Source organism: Kitasatospora sp. NPDC023176 (assembly GCF_055560495.1).
The window spans coordinates 26,864-50,274 of the sequence record NZ_JBVHIP010000005.1 but is presented as its reverse complement, the minus strand read 5'-3'; the positions used below and the strand labels follow the sequence as shown (position 1 = coordinate 50,274).

Annotated in this window: 20 protein-coding genes and 1 tRNA gene; 11 read left to right on the top strand and 10 right to left on the bottom strand. The window is 73.9% G+C overall.

Annotated elements, in window-relative coordinates:
- Positions 1–221 precede the first annotated feature (221 nt).
- The 5 genes from ACZ3YL_RS09865 (at position 222) to ACZ3YL_RS09845 (ending at position 5,607) form a co-directional block, all read left to right on the top strand.
- Positions 222–1,502, top strand: coding sequence for an aspartate kinase (locus tag ACZ3YL_RS09865; protein WP_188307118.1), 1,281 nt, complete (start codon positions 222–224; stop codon positions 1,500–1,502).
- A gap of 28 nt (positions 1,503–1,530) precedes the next feature.
- Positions 1,531–2,598 (top strand): aspartate-semialdehyde dehydrogenase, encoded by a 1,068-nt coding sequence (locus tag ACZ3YL_RS09860; RefSeq protein ID WP_188307119.1) that lies wholly within the window; start codon positions 1,531–1,533, stop codon positions 2,596–2,598.
- A gap of 456 nt (positions 2,599–3,054) precedes the next feature.
- Complete coding sequence (locus ACZ3YL_RS09855; RefSeq protein WP_223242829.1) at positions 3,055–3,600, top strand: SigE family RNA polymerase sigma factor; 546 nt, start codon at positions 3,055–3,057, stop codon at positions 3,598–3,600.
- The gene (locus tag ACZ3YL_RS09850) at positions 3,593–4,753 is read left to right on the top strand and encodes a hypothetical protein (protein ID WP_465656511.1); all 1,161 of its coding nucleotides are present in this window, start codon (positions 3,593–3,595) and stop codon (positions 4,751–4,753) included. The genes ACZ3YL_RS09855 and ACZ3YL_RS09850 overlap by 8 nt, the downstream gene beginning before the upstream one ends.
- A gap of 62 nt (positions 4,754–4,815) precedes the next feature.
- On the top strand, positions 4,816–5,607 hold the full coding sequence (locus ACZ3YL_RS09845; protein ID WP_465656509.1) for an SURF1 family protein: 792 nt from the start codon (positions 4,816–4,818) through the stop codon (positions 5,605–5,607).
- Positions 5,608–5,612: 5 nt separating this feature from the next.
- Here the strand turns inward: ACZ3YL_RS09845 and ACZ3YL_RS09840 are convergent, their stop codons facing one another.
- The 4 genes from ACZ3YL_RS09840 to ACZ3YL_RS09825 all read right to left on the bottom strand — a co-directional run bounded on the left by ACZ3YL_RS09840 (position 5,613) and on the right by ACZ3YL_RS09825 (position 10,214).
- Positions 5,613–6,239: a hypothetical protein gene (locus ACZ3YL_RS09840; RefSeq protein ID WP_465656507.1), complete on the bottom strand. Its 627-nt coding sequence runs from the start codon at positions 6,237–6,239 to the stop codon at positions 5,613–5,615.
- Positions 6,236–8,086 carry a S9 family peptidase gene (locus ACZ3YL_RS09835; protein ID WP_188307283.1) on the bottom strand — a complete coding sequence of 617 codons (1,851 nt, stop codon included), beginning with the start codon at positions 8,084–8,086 and terminating at the stop codon, positions 6,236–6,238. The genes ACZ3YL_RS09840 and ACZ3YL_RS09835 overlap by 4 nt, the downstream gene beginning before the upstream one ends.
- Positions 8,087–8,283: 197 nt before the next feature.
- On the bottom strand, positions 8,284–9,699 hold the full coding sequence (locus ACZ3YL_RS09830; protein WP_465656505.1) for an MFS transporter: 1,416 nt from the start codon (positions 9,697–9,699) through the stop codon (positions 8,284–8,286).
- 137 nt (positions 9,700–9,836) lie between these two features.
- A complete protein-coding gene (locus ACZ3YL_RS09825; RefSeq protein WP_188307285.1) occupies positions 9,837–10,214 on the bottom strand; it encodes a nuclear transport factor 2 family protein in 378 nt (125 codons plus the stop codon).
- 235 nt (positions 10,215–10,449) lie between these two features.
- On the opposite strand from ACZ3YL_RS09825, the gene ACZ3YL_RS09820 reads away from it, so the two are divergent.
- Positions 10,450–13,254 (top strand): ATP-binding protein, encoded by a 2,805-nt coding sequence (locus ACZ3YL_RS09820; protein WP_465656503.1) that lies wholly within the window; start codon positions 10,450–10,452, stop codon positions 13,252–13,254.
- Between the two features lie 435 nt (positions 13,255–13,689).
- Here the strand turns inward: ACZ3YL_RS09820 and ACZ3YL_RS09815 are convergent.
- The 3 genes from ACZ3YL_RS09815 to ACZ3YL_RS09805 all read right to left on the bottom strand — a co-directional run bounded on the left by ACZ3YL_RS09815 (position 13,690) and on the right by ACZ3YL_RS09805 (position 15,231).
- Positions 13,690–13,763 (bottom strand) — tRNA-Pro (locus ACZ3YL_RS09815).
- A 100-nt stretch (positions 13,764–13,863) separates the two neighbouring features.
- Positions 13,864–14,814 (bottom strand): metallophosphoesterase, encoded by a 951-nt coding sequence (locus tag ACZ3YL_RS09810; RefSeq protein WP_188304585.1) that lies wholly within the window; start codon positions 14,812–14,814, stop codon positions 13,864–13,866.
- A gap of 24 nt (positions 14,815–14,838) precedes the next feature.
- Positions 14,839–15,231: a CGNR zinc finger domain-containing protein gene (locus ACZ3YL_RS09805; RefSeq protein WP_465656501.1), complete on the bottom strand. Its 393-nt coding sequence runs from the start codon at positions 15,229–15,231 to the stop codon at positions 14,839–14,841.
- 90 nt (positions 15,232–15,321) lie between these two features.
- On the opposite strand from ACZ3YL_RS09805, the gene ACZ3YL_RS09800 reads away from it, so the two are divergent.
- Entirely contained in the window at positions 15,322–15,774 is a 453-nt protein-coding gene (locus ACZ3YL_RS09800) for a GatB/YqeY domain-containing protein (RefSeq protein ID WP_188304584.1), read from the top strand.
- Positions 15,775–15,885: 111 nt separating this feature from the next.
- On the opposite strand, the gene ACZ3YL_RS09795 is transcribed toward ACZ3YL_RS09800, so the two are convergent.
- A complete protein-coding gene (locus tag ACZ3YL_RS09795; RefSeq protein ID WP_465656499.1) occupies positions 15,886–18,147 on the bottom strand; it encodes a transglycosylase domain-containing protein in 2,262 nt (753 codons plus the stop codon).
- Between the two features lie 504 nt (positions 18,148–18,651).
- Between ACZ3YL_RS09795 and ACZ3YL_RS09790 the strand changes: the two genes are divergently transcribed.
- On the top strand, positions 18,652–18,975 hold the full coding sequence (locus ACZ3YL_RS09790) for a WhiB family transcriptional regulator (RefSeq protein ID WP_030240986.1): 324 nt from the start codon (positions 18,652–18,654) through the stop codon (positions 18,973–18,975).
- Between the two features lie 241 nt (positions 18,976–19,216).
- On the opposite strand, the gene bagB is transcribed toward ACZ3YL_RS09790, so the two are convergent.
- Both bagB and bagA read right to left on the bottom strand, forming a co-directional pair.
- The gene (bagB, locus tag ACZ3YL_RS09785) at positions 19,217–20,476 is read right to left on the bottom strand and encodes an ATPase BagB (protein WP_188304582.1); all 1,260 of its coding nucleotides are present in this window, start codon (positions 20,474–20,476) and stop codon (positions 19,217–19,219) included.
- Positions 20,473–21,546 carry an ATPase BagA gene (gene bagA, locus ACZ3YL_RS09780; protein WP_188304581.1) on the bottom strand — a complete coding sequence of 358 codons (1,074 nt, stop codon included), beginning with the start codon at positions 21,544–21,546 and terminating at the stop codon, positions 20,473–20,475. The genes bagB and bagA overlap by 4 nt, the downstream gene beginning before the upstream one ends.
- Before the next feature lie 295 nt (positions 21,547–21,841).
- On the opposite strand from bagA, the gene ACZ3YL_RS09775 reads away from it, so the two are divergent.
- The 3 genes from ACZ3YL_RS09775 to ACZ3YL_RS09765 all read left to right on the top strand — a co-directional run bounded on the left by ACZ3YL_RS09775 (position 21,842) and on the right by ACZ3YL_RS09765 (position 23,397).
- Positions 21,842–22,000: a DUF4177 domain-containing protein gene (locus tag ACZ3YL_RS09775; protein ID WP_094743074.1), complete on the top strand. Its 159-nt coding sequence runs from the start codon at positions 21,842–21,844 to the stop codon at positions 21,998–22,000.
- Complete coding sequence (locus ACZ3YL_RS09770) at positions 21,997–22,464, top strand: RidA family protein (RefSeq protein WP_188304580.1); 468 nt, start codon at positions 21,997–21,999, stop codon at positions 22,462–22,464. Before ACZ3YL_RS09775 ends, ACZ3YL_RS09770 begins: the two co-directional genes overlap by 4 nt.
- Before the next feature lie 63 nt (positions 22,465–22,527).
- A complete protein-coding gene (locus ACZ3YL_RS09765) occupies positions 22,528–23,397 on the top strand; it encodes an NUDIX hydrolase (RefSeq protein WP_188304579.1) in 870 nt (289 codons plus the stop codon).
- Positions 23,398–23,411 lie beyond the last annotated feature (14 nt).

The following is a 23,411-nucleotide window of genomic DNA, read 5'->3' as shown; positions in this document are numbered from 1 at the left end:
CATTCGTCCGAGGATTCTCCGGAACGGCGGCGAATGCCCCGCAGACCTGCCGGTGGCACCGCCCGTACCGCCGCCCACCTGCTGAAACAACCGTCTCATCATATGGAAAGCGCCGGTCAGGGCACCCCTGCTCGGTAGACTGGCGCGGACCGCACCCCCCTTTCCCCCGGGGGTACGGGGGCCTGGAGCCCCCGGAAAACGACACTAGTCGAGGAGCGCACGTGGGCCTTGTCGTGCAGAAGTACGGCGGCTCATCCGTTGCGGATGCCGAAGGCATCAAGCGCGTTGCCCGCCGAATCGTTGATGCCAAGAAGGCCGGCCATGAGGTCGTCGTCGTGGTGTCCGCGATGGGCGACACGACGGACGAGCTCATCGAACTCGCGGAGCAGGTGTCACCGCTCCCTGCCGGCCGTGAGTTCGACATGCTGCTGACCGCTGGAGAGCGCATCTCCATGGCGCTGCTGGCCATGGCGATCAAATCCCTGGGACACGAGGCCCAGTCCTTCACGGGCAGTCAGGCCGGCGTCATCACCGACTCCGTCCACAACAAGGCGCGCATCATCGACGTGACGCCGGGCCGCATCCGTACCGCCCTGGACGAGGGCAACATCGCGATCGTGGCCGGCTTCCAGGGCGTGTCCCAGAGCAGCAAGGACATCACCACGCTCGGCCGCGGCGGCTCGGACACCACCGCGGTCGCGCTGGCCGCCGCGCTCAGGGCCGAGGTCTGCGAGATCTACACCGACGTGGACGGCGTGTTCACCGCCGACCCGCGCGTGGTGAAGAAGGCCCGCAAGATCGACTGGATCGCGTACGAGGACATGCTGGAGCTGGCCTCGTCCGGTTCGAAGGTGCTGCTCGACCGCTGCGTGGAGTACGCCCGCCGCTACAACATCCCGATTCACGTACGCTCGTCCTTCTCGGGTCTTCCCGGGACGATCGTCAGCAACGACAACCCGAACAAGCCCGAAGGGGGCGAGATGGAGCAGGCCATCATCTCCGGAGTCGCCCACGACACCTCCGAGGCCAAGGTCACGGTCGTCGGCGTGCCCGACAAGCCGGGCGAGGCCGCGCGCATCTTCCGTGCCATCGCCGACGCCGAGGTCAACATCGACATGGTGGTGCAGAACGTCTCCGCCGCGTCGACCGGCCTGACCGACATCTCCTTCACCCTGCCGAAGACCGAGGGCCAGAAGGCCATCGACGCGCTCGGCCGGGTCAAGGAGGGCATCGGTTACGAGTCGCTGCGCTACGACGACGCGATCGGCAAGATCTCGTTGGTCGGCGCCGGCATGCGCTCCAACCCGGGCGTCACGGCGAACTTCTTCGAGGCGCTGTCCGCCGCGGGCGTCAACATCGAGCTGATCTCCACCTCGGAGATCCGCATCTCGGTGGTCACCCGCGCCGACGACGTGCCGGAGGCGGTCCGCGCCGTGCACAGCGCCTTCGGCCTGGACAGCGAGAGCGACGAGGCCGTCGTCTACGGCGGCACCGGTCGATGACCCGGCAGCCGGGCGGGGGCACCGGGCGGTGACCCCGCGCCCGAACCTCGCCGTCGTCGGCGCCACCGGCGCGGTCGGCGAGGTGCTGCTCGGCCTGCTCTCGCTCCGCCAGGACGTCTGGGGCGAGGTCCGACTCGTCGCCTCCCCGCGTACGGCCGGCCGTACGCCGGTGGTCCGCGGGGAGGCGGTCGCGGTCGTCCCGCTGACCGAGGAGGCCTTCGCGGGGATCGACGTCGCCGTGTTCGCCGTCCCCGACGAGGTGTCCGCCCAGTGGGCGCCGATCGTGGCGGCCAAGGGCATCGTGGTGGTCGACGACTCGGCCGCCTTCCGCACCGCCGGGGACGTCCCGCTGGTCGTCCCCGAGGTCAACGCGGCCGCGCTGCGGATCCGTCCGCGCGGCATCGTGGCCAGTCCGGCCGGCACCACGCTGGCGCTGGTCGCGGCGGTCGGCGCGCTGCACGCCGAGTACGGGCTGGAACAGCTCGTGGTCGCCACCTACCAGGCCGCCAGCGGCGAGGGCCGGGCCGGCACCGCGGCGCTGCGCGAGCAGACCGCGCTGGTGGCCGGCACCGAGGTCGGCCGGCAGACCGGCGACCTGCGCGCGGTGATCGCCGACGAGGGGCCGTTCGCGGCCCCGCTCGCCCTCAACGCCGTGCCCTGGACCGGCGGCCTGCGCGAGGGCGGCTGGTCCGCCCAGGAGCTCGGGCTGCGCGACGAGGCCCGCAAGGTCCTCGGCCTGCCCGCGCTGCGGGTCTCCGCGACCTGCGTGCGGATCCCGGTGGTCCGCACCCACGCGCTGGCCGTGCACGCCCGCTTCGAACGCGAGGTCAGCCAGGAGCACGCGCAGGACATCCTGCGGGAGACGCCCGGCGTGGTCCTCTACGACGACCCGGCGGCCGGGGAGTTCCCCACCCCGAACGACGTGGTCGGCACCGACCCGGTCTGGGTCGGCCGGGTGCGCCGGGCGCTGGACGAACCGGACGCGCTCGACCTCTTCCTCTGCGGCGACAACCTGCGCAAGGGAGCCGCGCTCAACCTGCTGCAGATCGCCGAGCTGGTGGCCGGCGAGCTGACCGTCCGGCGGACCGAGAGCTGACGTTCCGGCGCTCCGGGAGAGCTGACCGTTCCGGCGGCCCGAGAGCGGTCCGGGAGCGGTCCGGGAGCGGTCCGGGAGCGTCCGGGAGCGTCCGGGAGCGTCCGGGAGCGGCCCGAGCACGGTCCGAACGCGGTCGGAGGACGGCCGGAGCTGACGGTGGGGGAGGTCTAGGAACCGTCATCAGCCGGGATCGGAGGGCCCCTTGTGCCCGAGGATGTCCGGACCTGTGTCCGCTCCTCGACACAATCTGTCCGGAATCCCGTGGGAATCCCCTGGAGGCCTCTTCCGCCGATGCGGAAGAATGGCCCCCGGGCTGGGCAACCATGACAGGGGATCGAGTGTCCAACGGGCGTGGCGAACGTGATGGTGGGGGCAGGGACGGGCAACCCGGCGAGAGCCGTGGTGGCGTTCCCGTCGCGCATTCCGTGGTCTTCGAGTAGGCCGGAAGACGACCAGATGACGGCGGCCGCACCCGGTGCGGCGGACTCCGGTGCCGGTACCGACGCGGGTACCAGCGAGGACCTGCTCACCGAGACCTACCAGGCGCACTACCGCTCCCTGCTGCGGCTCGCAGCGCTGCTCCTGGACGACCTCTCCACCTGTGAGGACGTCGTGCAGGAGGCCTTCATCCGGGTGCACGCCGCCCGGCGCCGGGTGCGCGAGCCCGAGAAGACCCTGGCCTACCTGCGGCAGACGGTGGTCAACCTGTCGCGCTCCACGCTGCGACGCCGGATCCTCGGCCTGCGACTGTTGCAGAAGCCGATGCCTGACATGGCCAGTGCAGAAGAAGGTGCCTACGATGCCCTGGAGCGCGACCAGCTGAAGGCCGCGCTGAGGGGTCTGCAACGCCGTCAGCGGGAGGTTCTGGTGCTGCGTTACTTCGTGGACATGACGGAGGCGCAGGTCGCCGAGACCCTGGGCATCTCGCTCGGTTCGGTGAAGGCGTACGGCTCGCGCGGACTCGCCGCCCTCCGGATCCAGATGGAGGCCGGACATGGCTGACGGCGCCCGGCAGCAGCCCGGTGACGACGACCTCCCGGACCTCTCCTCCGAGGAACGGGCGCTGCGCCGGCTCATGCACCACGCGGTGGACGGGATCCAGCCCGGCCTCGGCGCCCTGCCCCGGATCCGGCAGGCCGTCCCCCGGCGGCGGGCCGCCCGGCGCGGAGCCTGGACCGGTGCGGCGGCGCTGGCCCTGGCGGTCGCGATCGCCCTGCCCGTCCTGCACGAGGGCGACCACCTCGGACTCTCCGGCGGGCCCGGCTCGGCGGACGCCAACGGCGCGACCCTCGCGGCCCCCAGCGGCAGCGCCGTCGGCGGCACCACCACCGGCATCGGCGCGCACCCGGGCACCGGCGGCCCGGGCAGCGGCCCCGCGACGGGCTCCGGCACCGCCTCACCCAGCCCCGGCGCGGACGCCACCCGCCCCGGCACCGCCACCCCCACCGGGGCCACCGGCACCGCGGACGGCGGGATCGTCCCGCTGTGCGGACGGACGGACCTCGGCCAGGGCACCTCGCAGCTCGGCCCGGCGGACGCTCAGGGCCGGATCTACGGCTCCTTCACCGTGTACAACGTCTCCGGGCACAGCTGCCGCCTCGGTGGGCCCGGCGCGGTGGCCGTCACCGGGGTCACCGGCACCGACCGCAGCCGGGTCCGCACCGCCGACCACACGGCCGGCGACCCGGCGGGCAGTCTGCCCGCGATGGACGCCGACCCGCCGGTGCTCGCCCCCCAGGCCGGGTACCGGGTGCCGTTCGCGTGGATCCCGGACCAGGGCTGCGGCACCACCGGCGGCGCCACCACCGCGCCGACCAACGGCGTCAACCAGGCCTCCCTGACCACCAAGGCCCCGCTCGGCTCCTCGGGCGACGCCCCGGCCGGCGGTGCCTCGGCGGCGCCCAGCGCCAACCCGCCCGCCAGCTCCTCGCCCACCTCCGGGCCCACCTCGGCGCCCAGCCCGACGGCCACCCCGACCGGCGGGCCCACCGGCGGCCCGGCCACCGCCACCATCGCCCACACCCCGGCCCCCGGCAGCCCGGTGGCCGCCACGGCCTCGCTGCCGGTCGTGTGCGGGGGGACGCTCTACCGGGGCGGGGTGCAGCCGGCGGGCGGCTCCGCCGGCCAGCCCACCGGGACGCCCGCGACGGGCTGAGGGGCCCGCTGCGGCGGACCCTGTGGTCCGGCCCGGTGTGAGGAGTGGTTACCGTGGGGGGTGTGTACCGGTTCCTCCTGACTCCGCGCTGGCTGGGCGGCACCGCCCTGGCCGTGGCGGCCGTGGCGGTCTGCGTCTGGCTGGGCTCCTGGCAGCTCGGCCGGTTCGAGGACCGCGTCTCCACCCACCAGGAGACCAAGCAGTCGCTCACCGCTTCGAGTGAAGTCCGGCCGATCGACGCGCTGCTCGGCCCGGCCACCCCGCAGGTGAGCACGGAGACCGTCGGCAAGCCCGTCACGGTGACCGGGAGCTACGACACCGAACACCAACTCCTCGTCCCCAACCGGGTGCTGGACGGCAAGCAGGGCTACTACGTGCTCACCCCGCTGCGCACCGCCGACGGACACGCCGTCGCCGTGGTGCGGGGCTGGGCGGCCGGCGACCCGTCCGGCGCCGCCCCCGCCGCCGAGGCCGCGCCCACCGGGCCGGTCACGGTGACCGGGCGGCTGCAGGCCAACGAGTCGGTCGGCAGCAACGGCGCGGTCGCGGGCGGCCTGCCCGCCGGACAGCTCGGCATGATCAACCGGGCCGCGCTGCTGAACGTGCTCGCGTACGACGGCTGGTACGACGGCTGGGTGGCCGCCGACCAGGTGCCCGCCGGGCTGACCGCCGTACCGACCGTGCAGCCGCAGGGCGGCGACGGGCTCACCCTGCGGGCGTTCCAGAACCTGGGCTACACCCTGGAGTGGTTCGTCTTCGCGGGCTTCGTGGTCTTCATGTGGTTCCGCCTGATGCGCCAGACGGCGGAGGCGGAGCAGGACCGGGCCCTGGGACTGGACCCGGTCCTGGACTGACCCGCCTACTTCGCCGGCTTGCCGGTGGGCGAGGGCGCCGGCTTGGCCGGTGTCGCGACCGGCACCTGGGCCGGGGCGGGGGAGTGCGACGGGGCGGCCGGGCTCGGATCGTCGCCGAACGGCGACGCCACGTCCTCACCCACCGGCTTGCTCCCGCCGGCGCAGTGGCCGCGGCCGGCGGCTCCGCCCGTCATGCCGTAGTGGTCGATGTGGTGGTGCGTGGTGCTGCCGCCGGTCGATCCGGACGAGCCCTTGGAGCCGGAGTTCTTGGACCCGGAGCTCTTGGACCCGGAGCCCTTGGATCCGGACGAGCCGCTCCCGCCGTGCGACCCGCTGCGCGCGGCGAGGTCCTCGTCCGCGCCCGGCCCGTTCGCGGTCGGCCCGTTCGCGCCCGGCTCGAACTCCGCCCGGACGACGGACGACCCGGCGCCCACCGCGCTCGCCCTCGTCGCCGAGCCGGTGGGCGCGGTCGGAGCCGGAGCTGGCGCCGGTACGGCGGCCGACGGGCTCGCCGCCCGCGGCTTGGCTGGGGGCGGCGGGCAGGCCGCCTCGTCGCCGTGCGAGCCCGAGCAGCCGCTGAGCACCAGCACCCCGGCCACCGCCGCCCCCGCGAGCGTCAGCAGACGCCTCACCCGGCGCCTCCGGTGCTGCCGTCCGGGAGGCCGAGGTGACGCCGGACGAAGTCGATCTCCAGCCGCAGCTGCCTGATCCGCTCCTCCACCACCAGCGAGCCGTGTCCGGCGTCGTACCGGTACACCTCGTGCGGCTTGCCGAGCCGCTCCAGCCGCTCGACGTAGTTCTCGATCTGCCGGATGGGGCAGCGCGGGTCGTTGACCCCGGCGCTGATGTACACCGGCACCCGCACCTGGTCGACGTACGTCAACGGCGAGGAGGCGGTGAAGCGCTCCGGCACCTCCTCCGGGGTGCCGCCGAAGAGCGTGCGGTCCAGCGACTTCAGCGCCTCCATCTCGTCGGCGTACGCGGTGTGGTAGTCCGCGACCGGCACCGCGGCCACGCCCACCGACCAGCTGTCGGGCTGCACGCCCAGGCCGAGCAGGGTCAGGTAGCCGCCCCAGCTGCCGCCGGTGAGCACCAGCCGGCCGGGGTCGGCCAGGCCACTGGCGACCGCCCACTCCCGGACGGCCGCGATGTCCTCCAGCTCGATCAGGCCGATCCGCTCGTGCAGCGCGTCCGTCCAGGCCTGGCCGTAGCCGGTCGAGCCGCGGTAGTTGACCCGGACCACCGCGAAGCCGTGGTCCAGCCAGGCCGCCGGACCGGCCGCGAAGGAGTCGCTGTCGTGGTGGGTCGGGCCGCCGTGGATCTCGAAGACGGTCGGGTACGGGCCCGGGCCGGCCGTTCGCGGGCGCTGCACCAGGGCGTGCACCCGCCCGCCGGGCCCGTCCACCCAGACGTCCTCGACCGGGACGGAACCGGGCGGCACCGGGCCGGGCGCCCGCAGCACCACCGCGCCGGCGGTGGAGCGGACGGCGGAGGGCTCGGCGGCCGAGGACCACAGGTACTCGACGGTGCCGTCCGGGCGGGCGGTGGCGCCGCCGACGGTGCCGCGCGGGGTCTCCAGGCGGGTCAGCCGGCCCTCCGCGAGGGAGTACGTGAACAGCTCGCTGCGCGCCTCGTACTCGTGCTCGACCAGCAGCTCCGCGGCGCCCGGGCGCCACTGCGCGGAGACGTCGCCGGGCAGCTCGCGGCCCTGCTCGTCGCGCAGCGGGAGGGCGGTCTCGGCGCCGGTGGCGACGTCCCAGATCATCGGCTCCCAGCGGCCGGTGCGCTGGTGGGCGACCAGCAGGCGGGTGTCGCCGTCGACCGGGGCGAAGCCCAGGCAGGCCACGCCGCGCGGCTCGTCCCGGCCGGTGACCTCGTCCAGCTCGCGGACGGTCTCGACCCCGTCCGCGGTGAGCCGGACCACCCGGATGGCGGAGTGCATCGCGTCGCCGTGCTCGGTGTGGTCGATGGCGAGCAGGGTGGCGTCGTGGCTGAGGTCGCCGACGCCGCCGTACTCCTCGTGCCGGTAGATCTCGACCGGCTCGGCCGCGCCCGGGCGGCGCAGGTGCAGGGTGGTGCCGTCCTCGTCGGTGGACCGGCCGACGACCACCGTGCCGTCCCGGCCCAGCGCCAGGCCGGCCGAGTAGGAGGCGGCGAGGCCAGGCACGGCCTCCTCGTCCGGGCCGCCCGCGAAGGGCTGGCGGCGCCAGACGCCGAACTCGTCGCCGTCGTGGTCGTCGAACCACCAGACCCAGGCGCCGTCCGGGGACAGCTCGGCGTCGGTGGTGCCGTTCGGGCGGTCGGTGACCCGGCGGTGGCCGCCGGTGGCGCGGTCCCAGGCGTAGACCTCGTAGGTGCCGGTCGCGTTGGACACGTACAGCGCCCGGTCGGGGGCGTCCTCGGCCCAGTCCGGCAGTGACACCCGGGCCGCCCTGAACCGCTGCTCCCACGCCGGCACGGCGCTCTTCTCCTCGCTCATCCGACCATCCAACCCGATCGGGGCGAGGGAACGGAACGGGCGGGCGGGGTTGCCCACACCCGCCCGCTCACCCGTGCGAAGCCGGACGGCCCCGAACGGGAGCGTTCGGGGCCGTCCGGGGGTCGTCCGCGTACCAGATTGTCCGCAGCTCAGGTCGTCCGAGGTTCAGATCGTCCGCGGCTCAGGTCGTCCGCGGCTCAGGAACGGCGCGGCAGCAGCCGGACCAGCCCCACCAGCACCAGTTCCAGCACCGCCAGCACCGCCACGCTGCGCCCGAAGGCCGCGGTCGGGTCGCCGGCGCCGTAGTAGACCAGGCCGATCAGCGCGATCCCGACGGCGCCGCCGACCTGCTGCACCGTGGCCACCGCCCCCGCCGCCGCACCGGCCAGCCGTGGCTCGACGGCCGCCAGGGCGACGCTGGTGACCGGGGCGATCACCAGGCCCATGCCGAGGCCGTCGACGAACAGCCCGGGCGCCAGCCACCACACGCTGCCGTCCGCCGCGCCGTACGCGGTGAGGGCGAGCAGGCCCAGTCCGGCGGCCATCAGCAGACCGCCGACGGTGATCGTGCGGGGCTCGCCGAGGCGGGCGGTGACCCGGTGGGTGGCGTTCGAGGTGAGCAGGTACCCGAGGCCGATCGCGGTGAACACCAGCCCGGCGCCGAGCGCGTCCAGCCCGCGGCCCAGCTGCAGGTGCAGGGCGAGCACCAGGAAGAACGAGGCCTGGCCGAGCCAGAAGGCCAACTGGGCGAGCAGCCCGGTGGCGAAGGCCCGGCCGCGGAACAGCCGGGTGTCCACGAGCGGGGTGCCGGTGGCGGTGGTGCGGTGCTGGTGGACGGCGAACCCGACCAGCAGGACGGCCGCGGCGGCGAGGCAGAGCACCGTCCACAGCGGCCAGCCGAGGCTCGGGCCCTGGATCAGCGGCAGCACCAGGGCGGTCAGCGCGACGGTCGCCAGCAGCACCCCGACCGGGTCCAGCCCCGGCCGCTGGGGGGCCCGCGACTCCGGCAGGCAGCGGCGGACGGCCGCCAGCGCGGCCAACCCGATCGGCAGGTTGATCAGGAAGCAGCTGCGCCAGCCGAGGCCGAAGAGGTCCGCGCGGATCAGCAGCCCGCCGATCAGCTGGCCGAACACCGCGCCGATGCCCATGGTCAGCCCGTACCGGGCGAAGGCCCGGGCCTGGGCGGCGCCCTCGAACGCCGTCCGCAGGATCGCCAGCACCTGCGGGCCCATCAGCGCGGCCGCCAGGCCCTGCGCGACCCGGGCGCCGACCAGCGTGGCGGCGGTGGGGGCGAGGCCGCAGCCCGCCGAGGCGAGGGTGAACAGGGCCAGGCCGAGCGCGAACACCCGGCGCCGGCCGTACCGGTCGCCGAGCCGGCCGGCCGTGACCAGCCCGACGGCGAGGGCCAGGCCGAACCCGGCCATCACCCACTGGACCACCGCCGGGCCCGCACCCAGATCGGCCTGCACGGAGGGGACGGCGACGTTGACGACGAAGGTGTCGAGGGCGGTCATGAAGGTGGCGGTGAGGACGACCGGCAGCAGGCCCCCGGGGGCGGCGGGTGCCGCCGGGGCGGCCGCGACGCGGCGGCGGGTGTCCAGGGCGGTGCTCATCTCGGCTCTCCTCCAGGGGGCGCTACTGCGGAGTTGCTGGGGGCGGGGCGGGGCGGGGAAGGGCGGTGCGGGTGCGGGACGGGGGCGGGGCGCCGCCGTGGGGGTACGGCGCCCCTGGGGCCGGTCCGTTCGCGGGCTCAGACGCCCGGCACGCGGTCCAGGAAGCCGTGCACGGTGCCGATCCGGCCCTCCGGGGTGGCCGCCAGCACGTCGAAGCCGATCACCACCGGCTCGGCGCCGGCCGGGCCGAGGTTCCAGGTGAACCGGGCGATGTCGTGGTGCGCGTCCACCGGGCCGAGGGTGAACTCCAGCCCCGGGAACTGGGCCTGGGCCGCGCCGATCAGCGCGTCGATCGCGTCCCGGCCGGCGACCGCGGCCAGCGGGTCGGTGTAGCGGCCGTCCTCGGCCCACACCTCGTCGATCAGCTTGCGGCGGGCGGCCGGGTCGGTCTCGTTCCAGACCGCCAGGTAGCGCTCGGCGAGCTGCTGGAGGGCGGCGGCGGTGATCTCGGTCATGGTCATCTCCCGTGTTCCGGTGGGCGGTTGGCGGGTCGTTCCCGCTGCTCACAAAGGTAGGGACGGGCGCCGGCGGGCGAATCAGTCACGGATCGGCATGGGGGTACGTAGGTATCCGCCCGGCCTACGTAGGCGCGGTGTCCGTCCAGCCGCGAGGGCGTGGTGTCCGCCCGCCCACGTGGGCCGTTGCGCCGTTGTGCCGGAGCGCCGGCGGCCGGCTCGATAGGGTCGGGGCATGCTGTACGGGAGGGAACACGAACAGGCCGCCGTGGACGGACTGTTGGCACAGGCGCGGACCGGACGCAGCGGGGCGCTGCTGCTCCGGGGCGAGGCGGGCATCGGCAAGACCGCCCTGCTCGACGACGCCGTCGCCCGGGCCGGCCGGACGTTCCGGGTGATCCGGGCGGCGGGCGTCGAGTACGAGGCCGAACTGCCCTTCGCCGGGCTGAGCCTGCTGCTGACACCCGCCCTGGACCGGCTGGACGCCCTGCCTGGGCCGCAACGGCGCGCCCTGGAGGCGGCGTTCGGACTCGGCGACGCGCTTCCGGCGGCGGGGCCCGACGGCCCCGGCATCGCGACTGCCGGCTCCGACGGCCCGGGCGTCGCGCCCGCCGACCGGCTGCTGGTCGGCCTCGCCACCCTCGGACTGCTCGCCGAACTCGCCGCCGACCAGCCGCTGCTGTGCGTACTCGACGACGTCCAGTGGCTGGACCGCGCCTCCCTGGACGCCCTGCTGCTCGCCGCCCGGCGCCTCCAGGCCGAAGGCGTCGCCCTGCTGCTCGCCGCCCGCACCGAGCCCGGCGCCCCAGCCGACCACCGACTCGGCCTGCCCGAACTACGGGTGGCCGCCCTGGCCGACACCGACGCCACCCGGCTGCTCACCGAACGGGCCGGCCCCGACCTGCCCGCCGCCGTCCGCGACCGACTGCTCGCCGAAGCCGCCGGGAACCCGCTCGCCCTCACCGAACTCCCCATCGCCACCGGGCCGCAGGCCCACACGGCCGACGGCCTGCCGCTCACCAGCCGCCTGCTGATCGCCTTCCACGGCCAGGTCACCGGACTGCCCCCGGCCACCCAGACCCTGCTGCTGGTCGCCGCCGTCGAGGAGAGCGGCGAACTGGACGTCCTGCTGCCCGCCGCGGCCGCGCTCGGCGTCGACGCCGAACACCTCACCCCCGCCGAGGAATCCGGCCTGGTCACCGTCACCCCCGACCGCCGGATCGCCTTCCGCCACCCGCTGCTGCGCTCCGCGATCCTCCAACGCGCCCCGCACCAGCAGCGGTTGACCGTCCACCGGGCCATCGCCGGGGCACTGCCGGACGGCGACCGCCGCACCTGGCACCTCGCCCTCGCCGCCACCGCCCCCGACGCCCGCCTCGCCGACGCGCTGGAACGCACCGCCGTCCGCACCGGCCGGCGCGGCGGCCACGGCGGCGCGGCCGCCTACGAACGCGCCGCCCGGCTCACCCCCGACCGCGACGCCGCCACCCGCCGACTCGTGCTGGCCGCCGAAGCCGCCACCGAGGAAGGCGAGTTGGAGCGCGCCGAAGCACTCGCCGACGAGGCCGCCGGCCGTACCGACAGCGTCCTCGCCCACGCCCTGCTGGACCACGTCCGGGCCACCGCGCACTTCTGGCGCGGCTCCTACCCGACCGCCTACCGGCTGCTGACCGACGCCGCCCTCGCGCTCGCCGCCGGCGGCACCGCCGCGGCCGCCGAAGCCGTCGAACCCGCCCACGCCGCCCGGATGCTGGTCCAGGCCTTCCACGCCGCCTGGTACGCCGGGGAGGAGCCGGTCGCCGAGGTCCTCGACCGGCTCGCCGCCCTCCCCCTGCCCGCCGGCGACCCCCTCGCCCCGCTCGCCCGCTACCTGCCCGCCGCCGTCCTCCCCGCCCTCGGCCGGGGCACCGCCGCGCCGCCGCCCGCCCGGGAGGCCGTCGAAGCCGCCCGCCGGGCCGGCGCCGAGAGCCCCGCCGACCTGGTCCAACTCTGCGGCGCCACCCTCGTCCTCGGCCGCGACGAGGAGACCGTCGAGCTCGGCGGCGAACTCGTCGCCGAAGCCCGCGCCAAGGGCACCCTCGGGGTGATGCCCACCCTGCAGTTCTTCCTCGCCGAGGCCGAACTCTTCCACGGCCGCCACGCCGACGCCGAACTCACCGCCACCGAAGCCCTCGCCCTCGCCCAGGACACCGGCCAGCACCAGTGGGTCAGCCAACTCAGCGCCCTGCTCGCCTACCTGGCCGCCCTCGACGGCCGCACCGAACGCTGCACCGAACTGGCCACCACCGCCCTCGCCACCACCGGCCCGCAGACCGCCGCCCCCGCCGCCGGCCGCCCCTGGGCCCACTGGGCACTCGCCCTGCTCGACCTCGGCCAGGGCCGCGCCGCCGGCGCCGCCGACCGCTTGCACGCCCTCACCACCGGCCCCCACCGGCACCACGTCAGCGCCACCCGCGCCGTCCCCGACCTGGTCGAAGCCGCCGTCCGCCTCGGCACCCCGGACCGCGCCGCCGAGCCCTACGAACGCTTCGCCCGCTGGACCCGCGCCGCGGACCGCCCCTGGGCCGAAGCCCTACGCCTGCGCTGCCAGGCCCTGCTCGGCCCCGACGAACTCGCCGAACCCGCCTACCTCGCCGCCCTCGACCTGCACGCCACCACCCACCGCCCCTTCGAACACGCCCGCACCGCTCTCCTCTACGGCGAATGGCTCCGCCGCACCCGCCGCCGCACCGACGCCCGCCCCCACCTCACGGCCGCCCTGGAAACCTTCGACCGCCTCGCCGCCCACCCCTGGGCGACCCGCGCCCGCACCGAACTCTCCGCCACCGGTACCCCCGCCCCGGCCCAGACCCCCCACACCACCCCGAACCCCCTGACCCCCCAGGAACTCCAGATCGCCCGCCTCGCCGCCGCCGGCCTCACCAACCGCGACATCGCCGCCCAACTCTTCCTCAGCCCCCGCACCGTCGCCCACCACCTCTACAAGGCCTACCCCAAACTCGGCATCACCTCCCGCACCGCCCTCCCCACCACCCTCTGACCCGCCGCCGCCCGCACCGGTCCTGCTCCCACCAGCACTCCTCCCCCCGGAGGGGCCCGTCACCGGCGAGCGGCGGCGGTTCCCCGTGCCCACGGACGCCCCGCACCGGCACTCGGCGGCCCAAGCCGGTCACGAGCGCGGCTCTGCCTCTGGTACGGGCCCGGCCACGGGTCTGCCGCCCACGCCGGCGAAGACGATCACGTCGCTCGTGGTCCCGGCCGCTCCCCGGCCCCCGGACACGGCAACGGACTCGGCGGGCGGTATCGCCCGGCCCGACCGTGGGGGTTCTCGATGCCTCGCTGAGGGCGCCTCAGTGACAACCCGGGAGAGCGCCTTCCCGGAGGCTTTCTCCCGGGATTCTCCAGAGCGCCCCGGGAGAAAAAGTCAGGGCCGGTGTCCCTTGCGGGACACCGGCCCTGAGCTGGTGTTACTGGGTCGGGGTGGCGGGATTTGAACCCACGGCCTCTTCGTCCCGAACGAAGCGCGCTACCAAGCTGCGCCACACCCCGGTCTTTCTGTTTGTCGCTCCGTCTCCTTCGCGACGAGTAGAACTCTACCGGACGCTCGCCGAGACACGAAATCCGGTTTCGAGCGGGCGTCCGGTGGGGGTCAGCGGGGGGTGGCGGCGGGGGTGAGGGTGAGGAGGGTGGCTTCCGGGGGGCAGGCGAAGCGGATCGGGGTGTAGCGGTTGGTGCCGCAGCCGGCGGAGACGTGGAGGTAGGAGCGGTGGCCGCCGGCCTGGTGGGTGGAGAGGCCCTTGACGCGGCGGGTGTCGAGGTCGCAGTTGGTGACCAGGGCGCCGTAGAAGGGGATGCAGAGCTGGCCGCCGTGGGTGTGGCCGGCCAGGATCAGCGGGTAGCGGTCGGCGGTGAAGGCGTCGAGGACGCGCAGGTAGGGCGCGTGGACGACAGCGAGGGAGAGGTCGGCGTCGGCGGAGGGGCCGCCGGTGACCTCGGCGTAGCGGTCGCGGCGGATGTGCGGGTCGTCGAGGCCGGTGAACTCGAGGTCGAGGCCGTTGACGGTGAGGCGGCCGCGGGTGTTGGTGAGGTCGAGCCAGCCGGCCGCGTCGAAGCCGTCGCGGAGCTTCTCCCAGGGGTTGTGCACGGCGCCGGAGATGCCCCGGTTGCCGGTGCCGTCGGGGTTGTTCATGCCGTGGACGCCGCTGCGCATGGCCTGGAGGTAGCGGGCGGGGTTCTTGCGGGCGGGGCCGTAGTAGTCGTTGGATCCGAAGACGTAGACGCCGGGGAAGTCCATGAGCGGCCCGAGCGCGTCGAGGGTGGCCGGGACGCCGAGCGGGTCGGAGAGGTTGTCGCCGGTGTTGACCACCAGGTCGGGGCGCAGCCCGGCCAGGCTCTGCAGCCAGCGCTGCTTCTTGCCCTGTCCGCTCACCATGTGGATGTCGGACACCTGGAGGACCCGGATGGGCTTGGCGCCGTGGGGCAGGACGGGGACCTCGACCCGGCGGAGCCGGAAGGCACGGACCTCGTACCCGACGGAGTAGGCGAGGCAGGCGGCGCCGGCGGCGGCGACACCGAGGGGGACGGAGTACAGCGGTCGCATCAGCCCATGCTCTCAGACGGTGGATCAGGTGGTGAACGGCCGGTCGGCCGCCGGGGGCGCGGTCTCCGGGGCGGGTGCGGGCGGGGGCTGCCCGGTCTCGGGCCGGGCGCGCCGGGCGCGCAGGGCCCGGACCTTGTGGCGGTTGCCGCAGTGTTCCATGGAGCACCAGCGGCGCCGTCCGGGCCGGGAGGTGCCGGCGGGCAGTCGCAGGCGGGAGTGCGGGAGCCGGGAGTGCGGGAGCCGGCGGGTGAGGTCGGCCGGGTGGTGCGGCGCCTCGTGCCGGGCGCAGGGGCCGGGGCCGCCGGTGGTGAGCAGTTCGAGGCAGAGGGCGCCGGGATCGACGTGGAAGCGGGTGCCGCCGGGGGCGGTGAGGACCAGACCGGTCGGGGGTTCCGGGGCGCCGTCTCCTGCGGTCATGTGACCAGCGTAGGTGGTGACGGATCCCGGCGGTGACGGCCGGCGGTTAATGGCAAGCGACGGTACGCCCCAGGTGGGAGACTCGTGGCCATGACGACGCTCAAGGCGCAGCTGCAGGAGGACCTCACGGCTGCCATCAGGGACCGGGACGAGCTGCGCTCGTCCACCATCCGGCTCACGCTGTCCGCTGTCACCGCGGAGGAGGTGGCGGGCAAGGAGAAGCGCCAGCTGTCCGACGACGAGGTGCAGCGGGTGATCGCCCGCGAGGCGAAGAAGCGCCGGGAGGCGGCCGAGGCCTTCGACCAGGCCGGCCGGGTCGACCAGGCCGCGCGTGAGCGGGCCGAGGGCGAGCTGCTGGCGGGCTACCTGCCCAAGCAGCTCTCGGACGAGGAGCTGGCCGCGATCGTGGCCGCCGCGGTGGCCGAGAGCGGGGCGAGCGGCCCGCAGGCGATGGGCGCCGTGATGAAGCTGGTGAAGCCGAAGGTGGACGGTCTGGCCGAGGGCGGCCGGGTGGCCGCCGCCGTGAAGGCCGCGCTGGTCTGAGCGGTACGCCGCGAAGGCCACGCTGCTGCGGGCAGCCCGCCGACACATCGAAGGGGCGCCCTCCGGATCATCCGGAGGGCGCCCCTTCGCCGTCTGCGGGGACGGGCCAGGTCAGCCGTTGCCGCCGCCGTGCTTGCCGCCGTTGCCGTTCCCGCCGCCGCCGATCATGCCGGGCGGGAGGGTGAACCCTCCTCCTATCACCCCACCGGGGCCGCCGGCCCCGTTGCCGTTGCCCTGTGCGGGCGGCGGCGGCGGGTTCTGGCCGGCCGGCTGCTGCGGGGCGTTGGGGTCGGTGGTCGGGGTGGCGCCCGCGGGGGGAGTGGCCGGCTGCGGGTCCGGGATGTTGGTGGTCTGGATGGGCTCCAGCGGCGTGCCCTTGAGTGCCTGGTTCATGGCCATCTGCCAGATCGGGCCGGGGCCGTCGGCGCCGAACACCTCGTCGAAGTGCTTGCCGCCGATGTTGATGTTCTTCATCTTGACGCCGCCGGCCGGGCCGCCGAGCCAGACCGCGGTGGCCAGCGACGGGGTGTAGCCGTCGAACCAGGCGGCCTTCTTCTCGTCGGTGGTTCCGGTCTTGCCGGCGATCTTGCGGCCGTCGTCGAGGCCGAGGGCGGCCGCGGTGCCCTTCTCGGTCACGTTGAGCAGCACGGTGTTGACCGAGTCCGCGGTCTGCTCGGAGAAGACCTGGTTGCACTGGGACTGCGGGACCTTGAGGTCCTTGCCGTCCACCGTGGTGATCTTGTTGATCGCGATCGGGGTGCAGTACTTGCCGCGGGCGGCGAAGGTCGCGTAGACGTTCGCCATGGTCAGCGGGGAGAGCTCCAGGGTGCCGAGGACCATCGAGGGCACCTCCTGGAACTGGTCGCCCTTCGCGGACTGGGTGATGCCCACCTTGTTGGCCATCTGCTTCATGGCGCAGAGGCCGACCTGCTGCTCCATCTCCACGAAGTAGGTGTTGACCGAGAGCGCCATGGCCTGCTTGAGCTCGTACGGGCCGACCTCACTGGCCGACTCGTTCTTCACCGTGGCCTTGGGCTTGTCGGTGTTCTTCCAGGTGCCGTTGCAGGTCGACATCTGGGGGTAGTCGATCTTGTTCTCGGACGGGAACGACTGGGTGTTCGACATGCCCGCCTCCAGCGCCGCCGCGGCGAGGATCGGCTTGAAGGTCGAACCGGTCTGGAAGCCGTTGCCGCCGCCCATCGAGGCGTCGACGTTGAGGTTGACGACGGTCTGGTTCTTGTTCGGGTCCAGGCCGTACGGGCGGGTCTGGGCCATCGCCAGGATCTTGCCGGTGCCGGGCTCCATCATGGTCGCCGCGGCCGACACCTGGTCGGTCACGTTGACCTTCTTGGTGACGGCGTTCTGGGCGGCGGCCTGCTTGTCCGGGTCCAGCGTGGTGTAGATGTTCAGACCGCCGGTGTCCCACAGCTTCTTCCGGTCGTCGGCGTTCTTGCCGAAGGCCGGGTCCTGCTTGACGACGTGGCGGACGTAGTCGCAGAAGAAGCCCATGCCGGCCTGGGCGGTGATGCAGCCGTTCTGCGGGTCCTTGTACTTCAGACCCAGCGGGGCGGCCTTCGCCTCCTTCGCCTGGTCGGCGGTGATGTGCTTGTTCTCCAGCATCTTGTCGATGACGACGTTGCGGCGCTTGATCGTGTTGTCGGGGTAACGCACCGGGTCGTACTGCGACGGGTTCTGGACCAGGCCGGCCAGCGTGGCGGCCTCGGCGACGGTCAGGTCCTTGTTGCTCTTGCTGAAGTAGCGCTGGGACGCGGCCTCGACCCCGTAGGCCTGGTGGCCGTAGAAGGTGATGTTGAGGTAGTTGGTGAGGATCTGATCCTTGGTCAGGTCCTCCTCCAGCTTGATCGCGACCTTGAGCTCCTGGATCTTGCGGCCCAGGGTCTTGCGCTGGGCCTCCAGGACGGCGGCCTGGTCGTCGCCGGCCTTCTCCACGTTGACGTTCTTCACGTACTGCTGGGTCAGTGTGGAGGCGCCCTGGGAGGCGCTGCCGCTCTCCGCGTTCTTGCCGACCGCGCGCAGGATGCCCTTGAGGTCGACGGCGCCGTGCTCGTAGAACCGGGCGTCCTCGATGTCCACCTGGGCGTGTCGCATGAACGGCGACATCTGGTCGGCGGTGAGGACGGTGCGGTCGCGCTCGTAGACCTTGGCGATCAGGCCGCCCTTGGCGTCGAAGATCTGGGTGGCCTGGGTGAGCGGCGGGGTCTTGAAGTCGTCGGGGATGTTCTGGAAGCTCTCCGCCGTGTCCTTGGCGGTCAGCCCCATGGCGCCGACGGCAGGCAGGGCGAGTCCTGCCAGCAGGACTCCGGAGAGCACGCTGACGCCCAGGAACTTCACGCCGTTGCCGACGTGGTCCATCGGTGATCCGCCGCTCTTGCGTCGCGGAGCTCCGGGACTGCCTGGGGGCTGGGATGCCTGGGGGCGCTTCGGTGCCATGAGGAGAACCCTACGTCCCCGATTCCCGCACATAGGGGCAGGTGTTCGCCTAGGCTTGTCACAAGCTTGCGACAGCTTCGGTGCGTCAACATCGTTCACTCTTGTGAGTGGAGAGAGTTGCCCGAATTGCCCACCCTTGTACGGGTTTTGAGGCGGCTGGGCCCTGTGGCGTTCGAGTGAACGGTTGCGCTCAGTGACGGCGCCTGCGGCGAGAGTGGGGGCCTCGCGGCTGGCAAGGCCCGCGACCTGCGATCACTCCAACGAGTGAGATGACCGATACCCATAGTCCGATCGGGTCATTCGAGATTGAGCCCGAAGGGGCTGTTGCAAGCAGTCCTTCTTCCGTAACGTCCTCAACTGGCAACGGTGAATATGCCGTTGCCGCCGTGGGGGAGCCTCGAATCATCGGGAGAGGACGGCGCCGGCATGGGCTGGGTTGACGACTGGAGTGCGCAGGCCGCCTGCCGCACGAGTGATCCGGACGAACTGTTCGTCCAGGGGGCGGCACAGAACCGGGCGAAGGCGGTGTGCAGCGGTTGCCCCGTCCGGACGGAGTGCCTCGCGGACGCGCTGGACAACCGGGTGGAGTTCGGGGTGTGGGGCGGGATGACGGAGCGCGAGCGCCGTGCGCTGCTGCGCCGCCGCCCGACGGTCATCTCCTGGCGGAGGCTGCTGGAGACGGCCCGCACCGAGTACGAGGAGTCCCTCGCGACCGGCGTGATACTGACGGACTACGCCCAGGCGGGCTGAGCCCGGCCGCACCGGTTCGGCCGCGATGGCCGCACCCCACGGCCCGGGCTCATCCCGTTCCGGGAAGCCCGTCCCCTCCCGGGGGTGACCCTACTGAGGGAGCCCGTCCCCTCCCGGCTCGATCCCCCTGAGGGAGCCCGTCCCCTTCCGGCTCGATCCCCCTGAGGGAGCCCGTCCCCTTCCGGCTCGATCCCCCTGAGGGAGCCCGTCCCCTTCCGGGTCGATCCCGCTCCGGCCGGGACTACACCGCGCCGTTGAGCCGGTCCCCGATGGCCCGCAGCCCGTCCAGGTCGTGCACGTCGCCCGGCAGCGCCGCCACCTCCACGATCGGCACGTCCGGGTACACCGAGACGAAGCGGTCCCGGGTGCGCCGCTCGCGCCCCATGATCTGCATCCGCTCGGCGTGCAGCCGCAGCAGCCCGGCCGCGAGCAGCTCCGCCTCGGGCGAGGAGTGCTCCGAGCCGTTCTCCTCCAGGGCCTCGGCCGCCGCCAGCGCCCGTTCCGCGGTGAGCTGCGGGGCGCCCGTGCTGTGCACCCGGTTGAGCACCAGCCCGGCCAGCGGCATCCGGTCGGCGGCGAGCCGGTCGACGAAGTACGCCGCCTCGCGCAGCGCGTCCCGCTCCGGCGCCGCCACCACCAGGAACGCCGTGCCGGGCGCCTTCAGCAGCTGGTAGGTGCGGTCGGCGCGCTCCCGGAAGCCGCCGAACATCGAGTCCATCGCGCTGACGAAGGTCTGCACGTCGGTGAGCAGCTGGGCGCCGAAGATCTTGCCCAGGGCGCCGGTGAGCAGGCCCATCCCGGCGTTGAGGAACCGCATCGCGCTACGGCCGCCGACCTTGGCCGGCGCGGTCAGGATGCGGATCACCCGGCCGTCCAGGAAGGACCCGAGCCGGTTGGGGGCGTCCAGGAAGTCCAGCGCCGAGCGGGACGGCGGGGTGTCCACGACGATGAGGTCCCACTCCTCGGCGGCGCGCAGCTGCCCGAGCTTCTCCATCGCCATGTACTCCTGGGTGCCCGCGAAGCCGGCCGACAGGGACTGGTAGAAGGGGTTCTCCATGATCGCCTTGGCCCGTTCGGGCTCGGCGTGGGCCAGCACGACCTCGTCGAAGGTCCGCTTCATGTCGAGCATCATGGCGTGGAGCCGGCCGTCCCCGGCCACCCCCTCGACCACCCGGGGGGTGTTGTCCAGCTCGGTCAGACCCATCGACTGGGCGAGCCGTCGGGCCGGGTCGATGGTCAGTACCACGACCTTGCGGCCGCGTTCGGCGGCCCGCAGGCCGATCGCCGCGGCGGTGGTGGTCTTGCCGACGCCGCCGGAGCCGCAGCAGACGATGATCCTGGTCTTCGGACTGTCGATCAGCTCGTCCACCGCGAGCCGGCTGCCGGTGCCCCGCACACCGCCGCTCGCCGCGGCCGCGCCACCGCTTCGCGCGGTCCCGCCATCGTGCGCGGAGGCCGTGCCGCCCTTGCCCGAAGCCGTGCCGCCGTTCGCCGGAGTCATGCCGCCCCCTGCCGCTTCAGTTCGCCCGCCAGCCGGTACAGCCCGCCGAGGTCCACGCCCTCGCCCAGCAACGGGAGTTCGTACGTCGGGAGCCGCAGCTGCTGCAGGTCGGCGCGCTGTTCGCGCTCCAGCTCGACCCGCTCGGCGTGCTCCCTGGCCTGCTCCAGCAGCGGATCGATCAGCGGCTCCACCGCCGTCCGGACCGTCTCCGCCTTGCGCGAGCGGCCCCCCAGCCCGGCCTCGCCGAGGGCCAGGGCCACCTCCTCCCGGTGGTCCCCGTCCACTGCGGCGACCGCGGCCGCGTCCAGCACCGGCGGCCGGACCATGTTGACCATCACCCCGCCCACCGGCAGCTTCGCCTCGCGCAGCTCCGCGATGCCGTCGACCGTCTCCTGCACCGGCATCTCCTCCAGCAGGGTGACCAGGTGCACGGCGGTCTCCGGGGACCGCAGCACCCGCATCACGGCCTGCGCCTGGGTGTGTATCGGGCCGATCCGGGCCAGCCCGGCGACCTCGGAGTTGACGTTCAGGAAGCGGGTGATCCGCCCGGTCGGCGGGGCGTCCATCACCACCGCGTCGTACCGGCGCCGCCCGTCCGGGCCCTTGCGGCGGGCCGCCTCGCAGGCCTTGCCGGTGAGCAGCACGTCCCGCACACCGGGGGCGATGGTGGTGGCGAAGTCGACGAAGCCGACCTTCTGCAGCGCCTTGCCGGCCCGGCCGAGCTTGTAGAACATCTCCAGGTACTCGAGCAGCGCCTGCTCGGTGTCGATCGCCAGCGCGAGGACCTCGCCGGGCCCGCCCTCCCCGGCCGGCAGCCCCAGCTGGGGGCGGGAGACCGAGGCGATCCGGCGCTCCTCGTACGGGAGCGCGGCGATCCCGAACAGTTCGGCGATGCCCTGCCGCCCCTCGACCTCGATCAGCAGCACCCGGCCGCCCTCGGCGGCCAGGGCCAGGGCCAGCGCGGCGGCCAGCGTGGTCTTCCCGGTGCCGCCCTTGCCGCTGACCACGTGCAGCCGGACCCCCTCCCAGTCGGGGTCGCGCCGGGCCGCCTGGCCGGGGGTGCGTGCCACGCTGCGTCTCCGTCCGTCTCCGTCCCTACGGGCGCCCTCTCCCGCGAGGTGCCCCTGCCGGGGTGACCGATCGCGGACGGGGATGCCCCTCCATGAGGATGCCCCTCCGTGCGGACGCCCCTCCACGGGGGTGCCCCCGCACGAGGACGCCCTCTCGCGAGGGTAACCAGGGAGCGCGCCCGATGCCCGGAGCACCTGGGGTGCTGGGACCGAATCATGCCCCCTTTGTGTTCCACCTCACACGCCGGTCGGTGGGCGGCGGCGATCGCCGGGACGGCTCGTCTAGAGTCTGGCCATGACCAAGTGGGAATACATGACGGCGCCCCTGCTCGTGCACGCCACCAAGCAGATCCTGGACAACTTCGGCGAGGACGGCTGGGAGCTCGTCCAGGTCGTGCCCGGCCCGAACCCGGAGCAGCTGGTGGCCTACTTCAAGCGGGAGAAGAACGCATGAGCCAGGTCGAGTCGAAGCTCGCCGAGCTGGGTCTGACCCTGCCGCCGGTGGCCGCCCCGGTCGCCGCGTACGTGCCGGCCGTGCAGTCCGGTGAGTTCGTGTTCACCTCCGGCCAGCTGCCGGTCGTCGGCGGCAAGCTGCCGAGCACCGGCAAGGTCGGTGCGGAGGTGTCCCCGGAGGAGGCCAAGGAGCTCGCGCAGACCTGCGCGCTGAACGCCCTGGCCGCCGTGAAGTCGGTGATCGGTGACCTGGACCGGATCGAGCGGGTCGTGAAGGTCGTCGGCTTCGTGGCCTCCGCCCCCGACTTCACCGGCCAGCCCGGCGTGATCAACGGCGCCAGCGAGCTGCTCGGCAAGGTGCTGGGCGAGGCCGGTGTGCACGCCCGCAGCGCGGTCGGCGTCGCGGTGCTGCCGCTGGACGCCCCGGTCGAGGTCGAGATCCAGGTGCGCGTCAAGAACGCCTGAGTGTGATCGCGAAGGCGGGGTCGGGCCTGTCCAACCCCGCCTTCGTGCGCTTAGCATCCGGGCATGGACCATCGAGCAACGACGCTCCCGATGCCGCCCGGTTGGCCCGCCCGGATCCGGGCGGTCGACTCCGGCCTGCTCACCCCGGCGGTGGCCAAGCCCGCCGCGACGGTCGTGCTGCTGCGCGACCGCGCCGACGGGCCGGAGGCCTACCTGCTGCGCCGTCGTACCTCGATGGCCTTCGCAGCCGGGATGTACGCCTACCCGGGCGGTGGGGTGGACCCGCGCGACGCCGAGGTCGAGCCCGGCTGGGCCGGGCCGTCGCCCGAGGAGTGGGCGCGGCGGCTGGGGGTGGACGCCCGGACGGCGCGGGCGGTGGTGTGCGCCGCCGTGCGCGAGACCTTCGAGGAGGCCGGCGTGCTGCTGGCCGGCCCGGACGCGGAGAGCGTCGCCGCGCCGCGCGACTGGTCCGCGGAGCGGGCCGCGCTGGAGGCGCACGAGCTGTCCTTCGCCGAGTTCCTGCGGGACCACGGCCTGGTGCTGCGTAGTGACCTGCTGGGCGGCTGGGCCCGCTGGATCACCCCGGAGTTCGAGGAGCGGCGCTACGACACCTGGTTCTTCGTCGCCGCCCTGCCAGCCGGCCAGCGCGCGGCGCTGGAGGTCGGCGAGGCCGACCGGGTCGCCTGGCTGACGCCTGCCGAGGCGGTCCGGGGCCACCGGGAGGGCCGGTTCGGCATGCTGCCGCCGACGGTGACGGTGCTGCGCGAGCTGTCAGACGTCCGGTCGGCCGCCGAGGCGCTGGCCGTGGCCGCCGACCGGGTGCTGGAGCCGGTACTGGGCCGGGCCGAGGTCCGCGGCGACCGGATGACGGTCCGCTGGCCCGGGTACGACGAGCTGACCATCGACGGGGAGTTCCCCGCCGAGGGATCCTGACCCCACACCCTGAC

Coding starts and splice junctions, on each gene's coding strand:
- ACZ3YL_RS09835 (WP_188307283.1), bottom strand. CDS start 8,086: ATGAGCGAGGAGAAGAGCGCCGTGCCGGCGTGGGAGCAGCGGTTCAGG.
- ACZ3YL_RS09855 (WP_223242829.1), top strand. CDS start 3,055: ATGACGGCGGCCGCACCCGGTGCGGCGGACTCCGGTGCCGGTACCGAC.
- ACZ3YL_RS09790 (WP_030240986.1), top strand. CDS start 18,652: ATGGGCTGGGTTGACGACTGGAGTGCGCAGGCCGCCTGCCGCACGAGT.
- bagB (WP_188304582.1), bottom strand. CDS start 20,476: ATGACTCCGGCGAACGGCGGCACGGCTTCGGGCAAGGGCGGCACGGCC.
- ACZ3YL_RS09765 (WP_188304579.1), top strand. CDS start 22,528: ATGGACCATCGAGCAACGACGCTCCCGATGCCGCCCGGTTGGCCCGCC.
- ACZ3YL_RS09810 (WP_188304585.1), bottom strand. CDS start 14,814: ATGCGACCGCTGTACTCCGTCCCCCTCGGTGTCGCCGCCGCCGGCGCC.
- ACZ3YL_RS09770 (WP_188304580.1), top strand. CDS start 21,997: ATGAGCCAGGTCGAGTCGAAGCTCGCCGAGCTGGGTCTGACCCTGCCG.
- ACZ3YL_RS09775 (WP_094743074.1), top strand. CDS start 21,842: ATGACCAAGTGGGAATACATGACGGCGCCCCTGCTCGTGCACGCCACC.
- ACZ3YL_RS09820 (WP_465656503.1), top strand. CDS start 10,450: ATGCTGTACGGGAGGGAACACGAACAGGCCGCCGTGGACGGACTGTTG.
- ACZ3YL_RS09800 (WP_188304584.1), top strand. CDS start 15,322: ATGACGACGCTCAAGGCGCAGCTGCAGGAGGACCTCACGGCTGCCATC.
- ACZ3YL_RS09850 (WP_465656511.1), top strand. CDS start 3,593: ATGGCTGACGGCGCCCGGCAGCAGCCCGGTGACGACGACCTCCCGGAC.
- ACZ3YL_RS09805 (WP_465656501.1), bottom strand. CDS start 15,231: ATGACCGCAGGAGACGGCGCCCCGGAACCCCCGACCGGTCTGGTCCTC.
- ACZ3YL_RS09830 (WP_465656505.1), bottom strand. CDS start 9,699: ATGAGCACCGCCCTGGACACCCGCCGCCGCGTCGCGGCCGCCCCGGCG.
- ACZ3YL_RS09825 (WP_188307285.1), bottom strand. CDS start 10,214: ATGACCGAGATCACCGCCGCCGCCCTCCAGCAGCTCGCCGAGCGCTAC.
- ACZ3YL_RS09795 (WP_465656499.1), bottom strand. CDS start 18,147: ATGGACCACGTCGGCAACGGCGTGAAGTTCCTGGGCGTCAGCGTGCTC.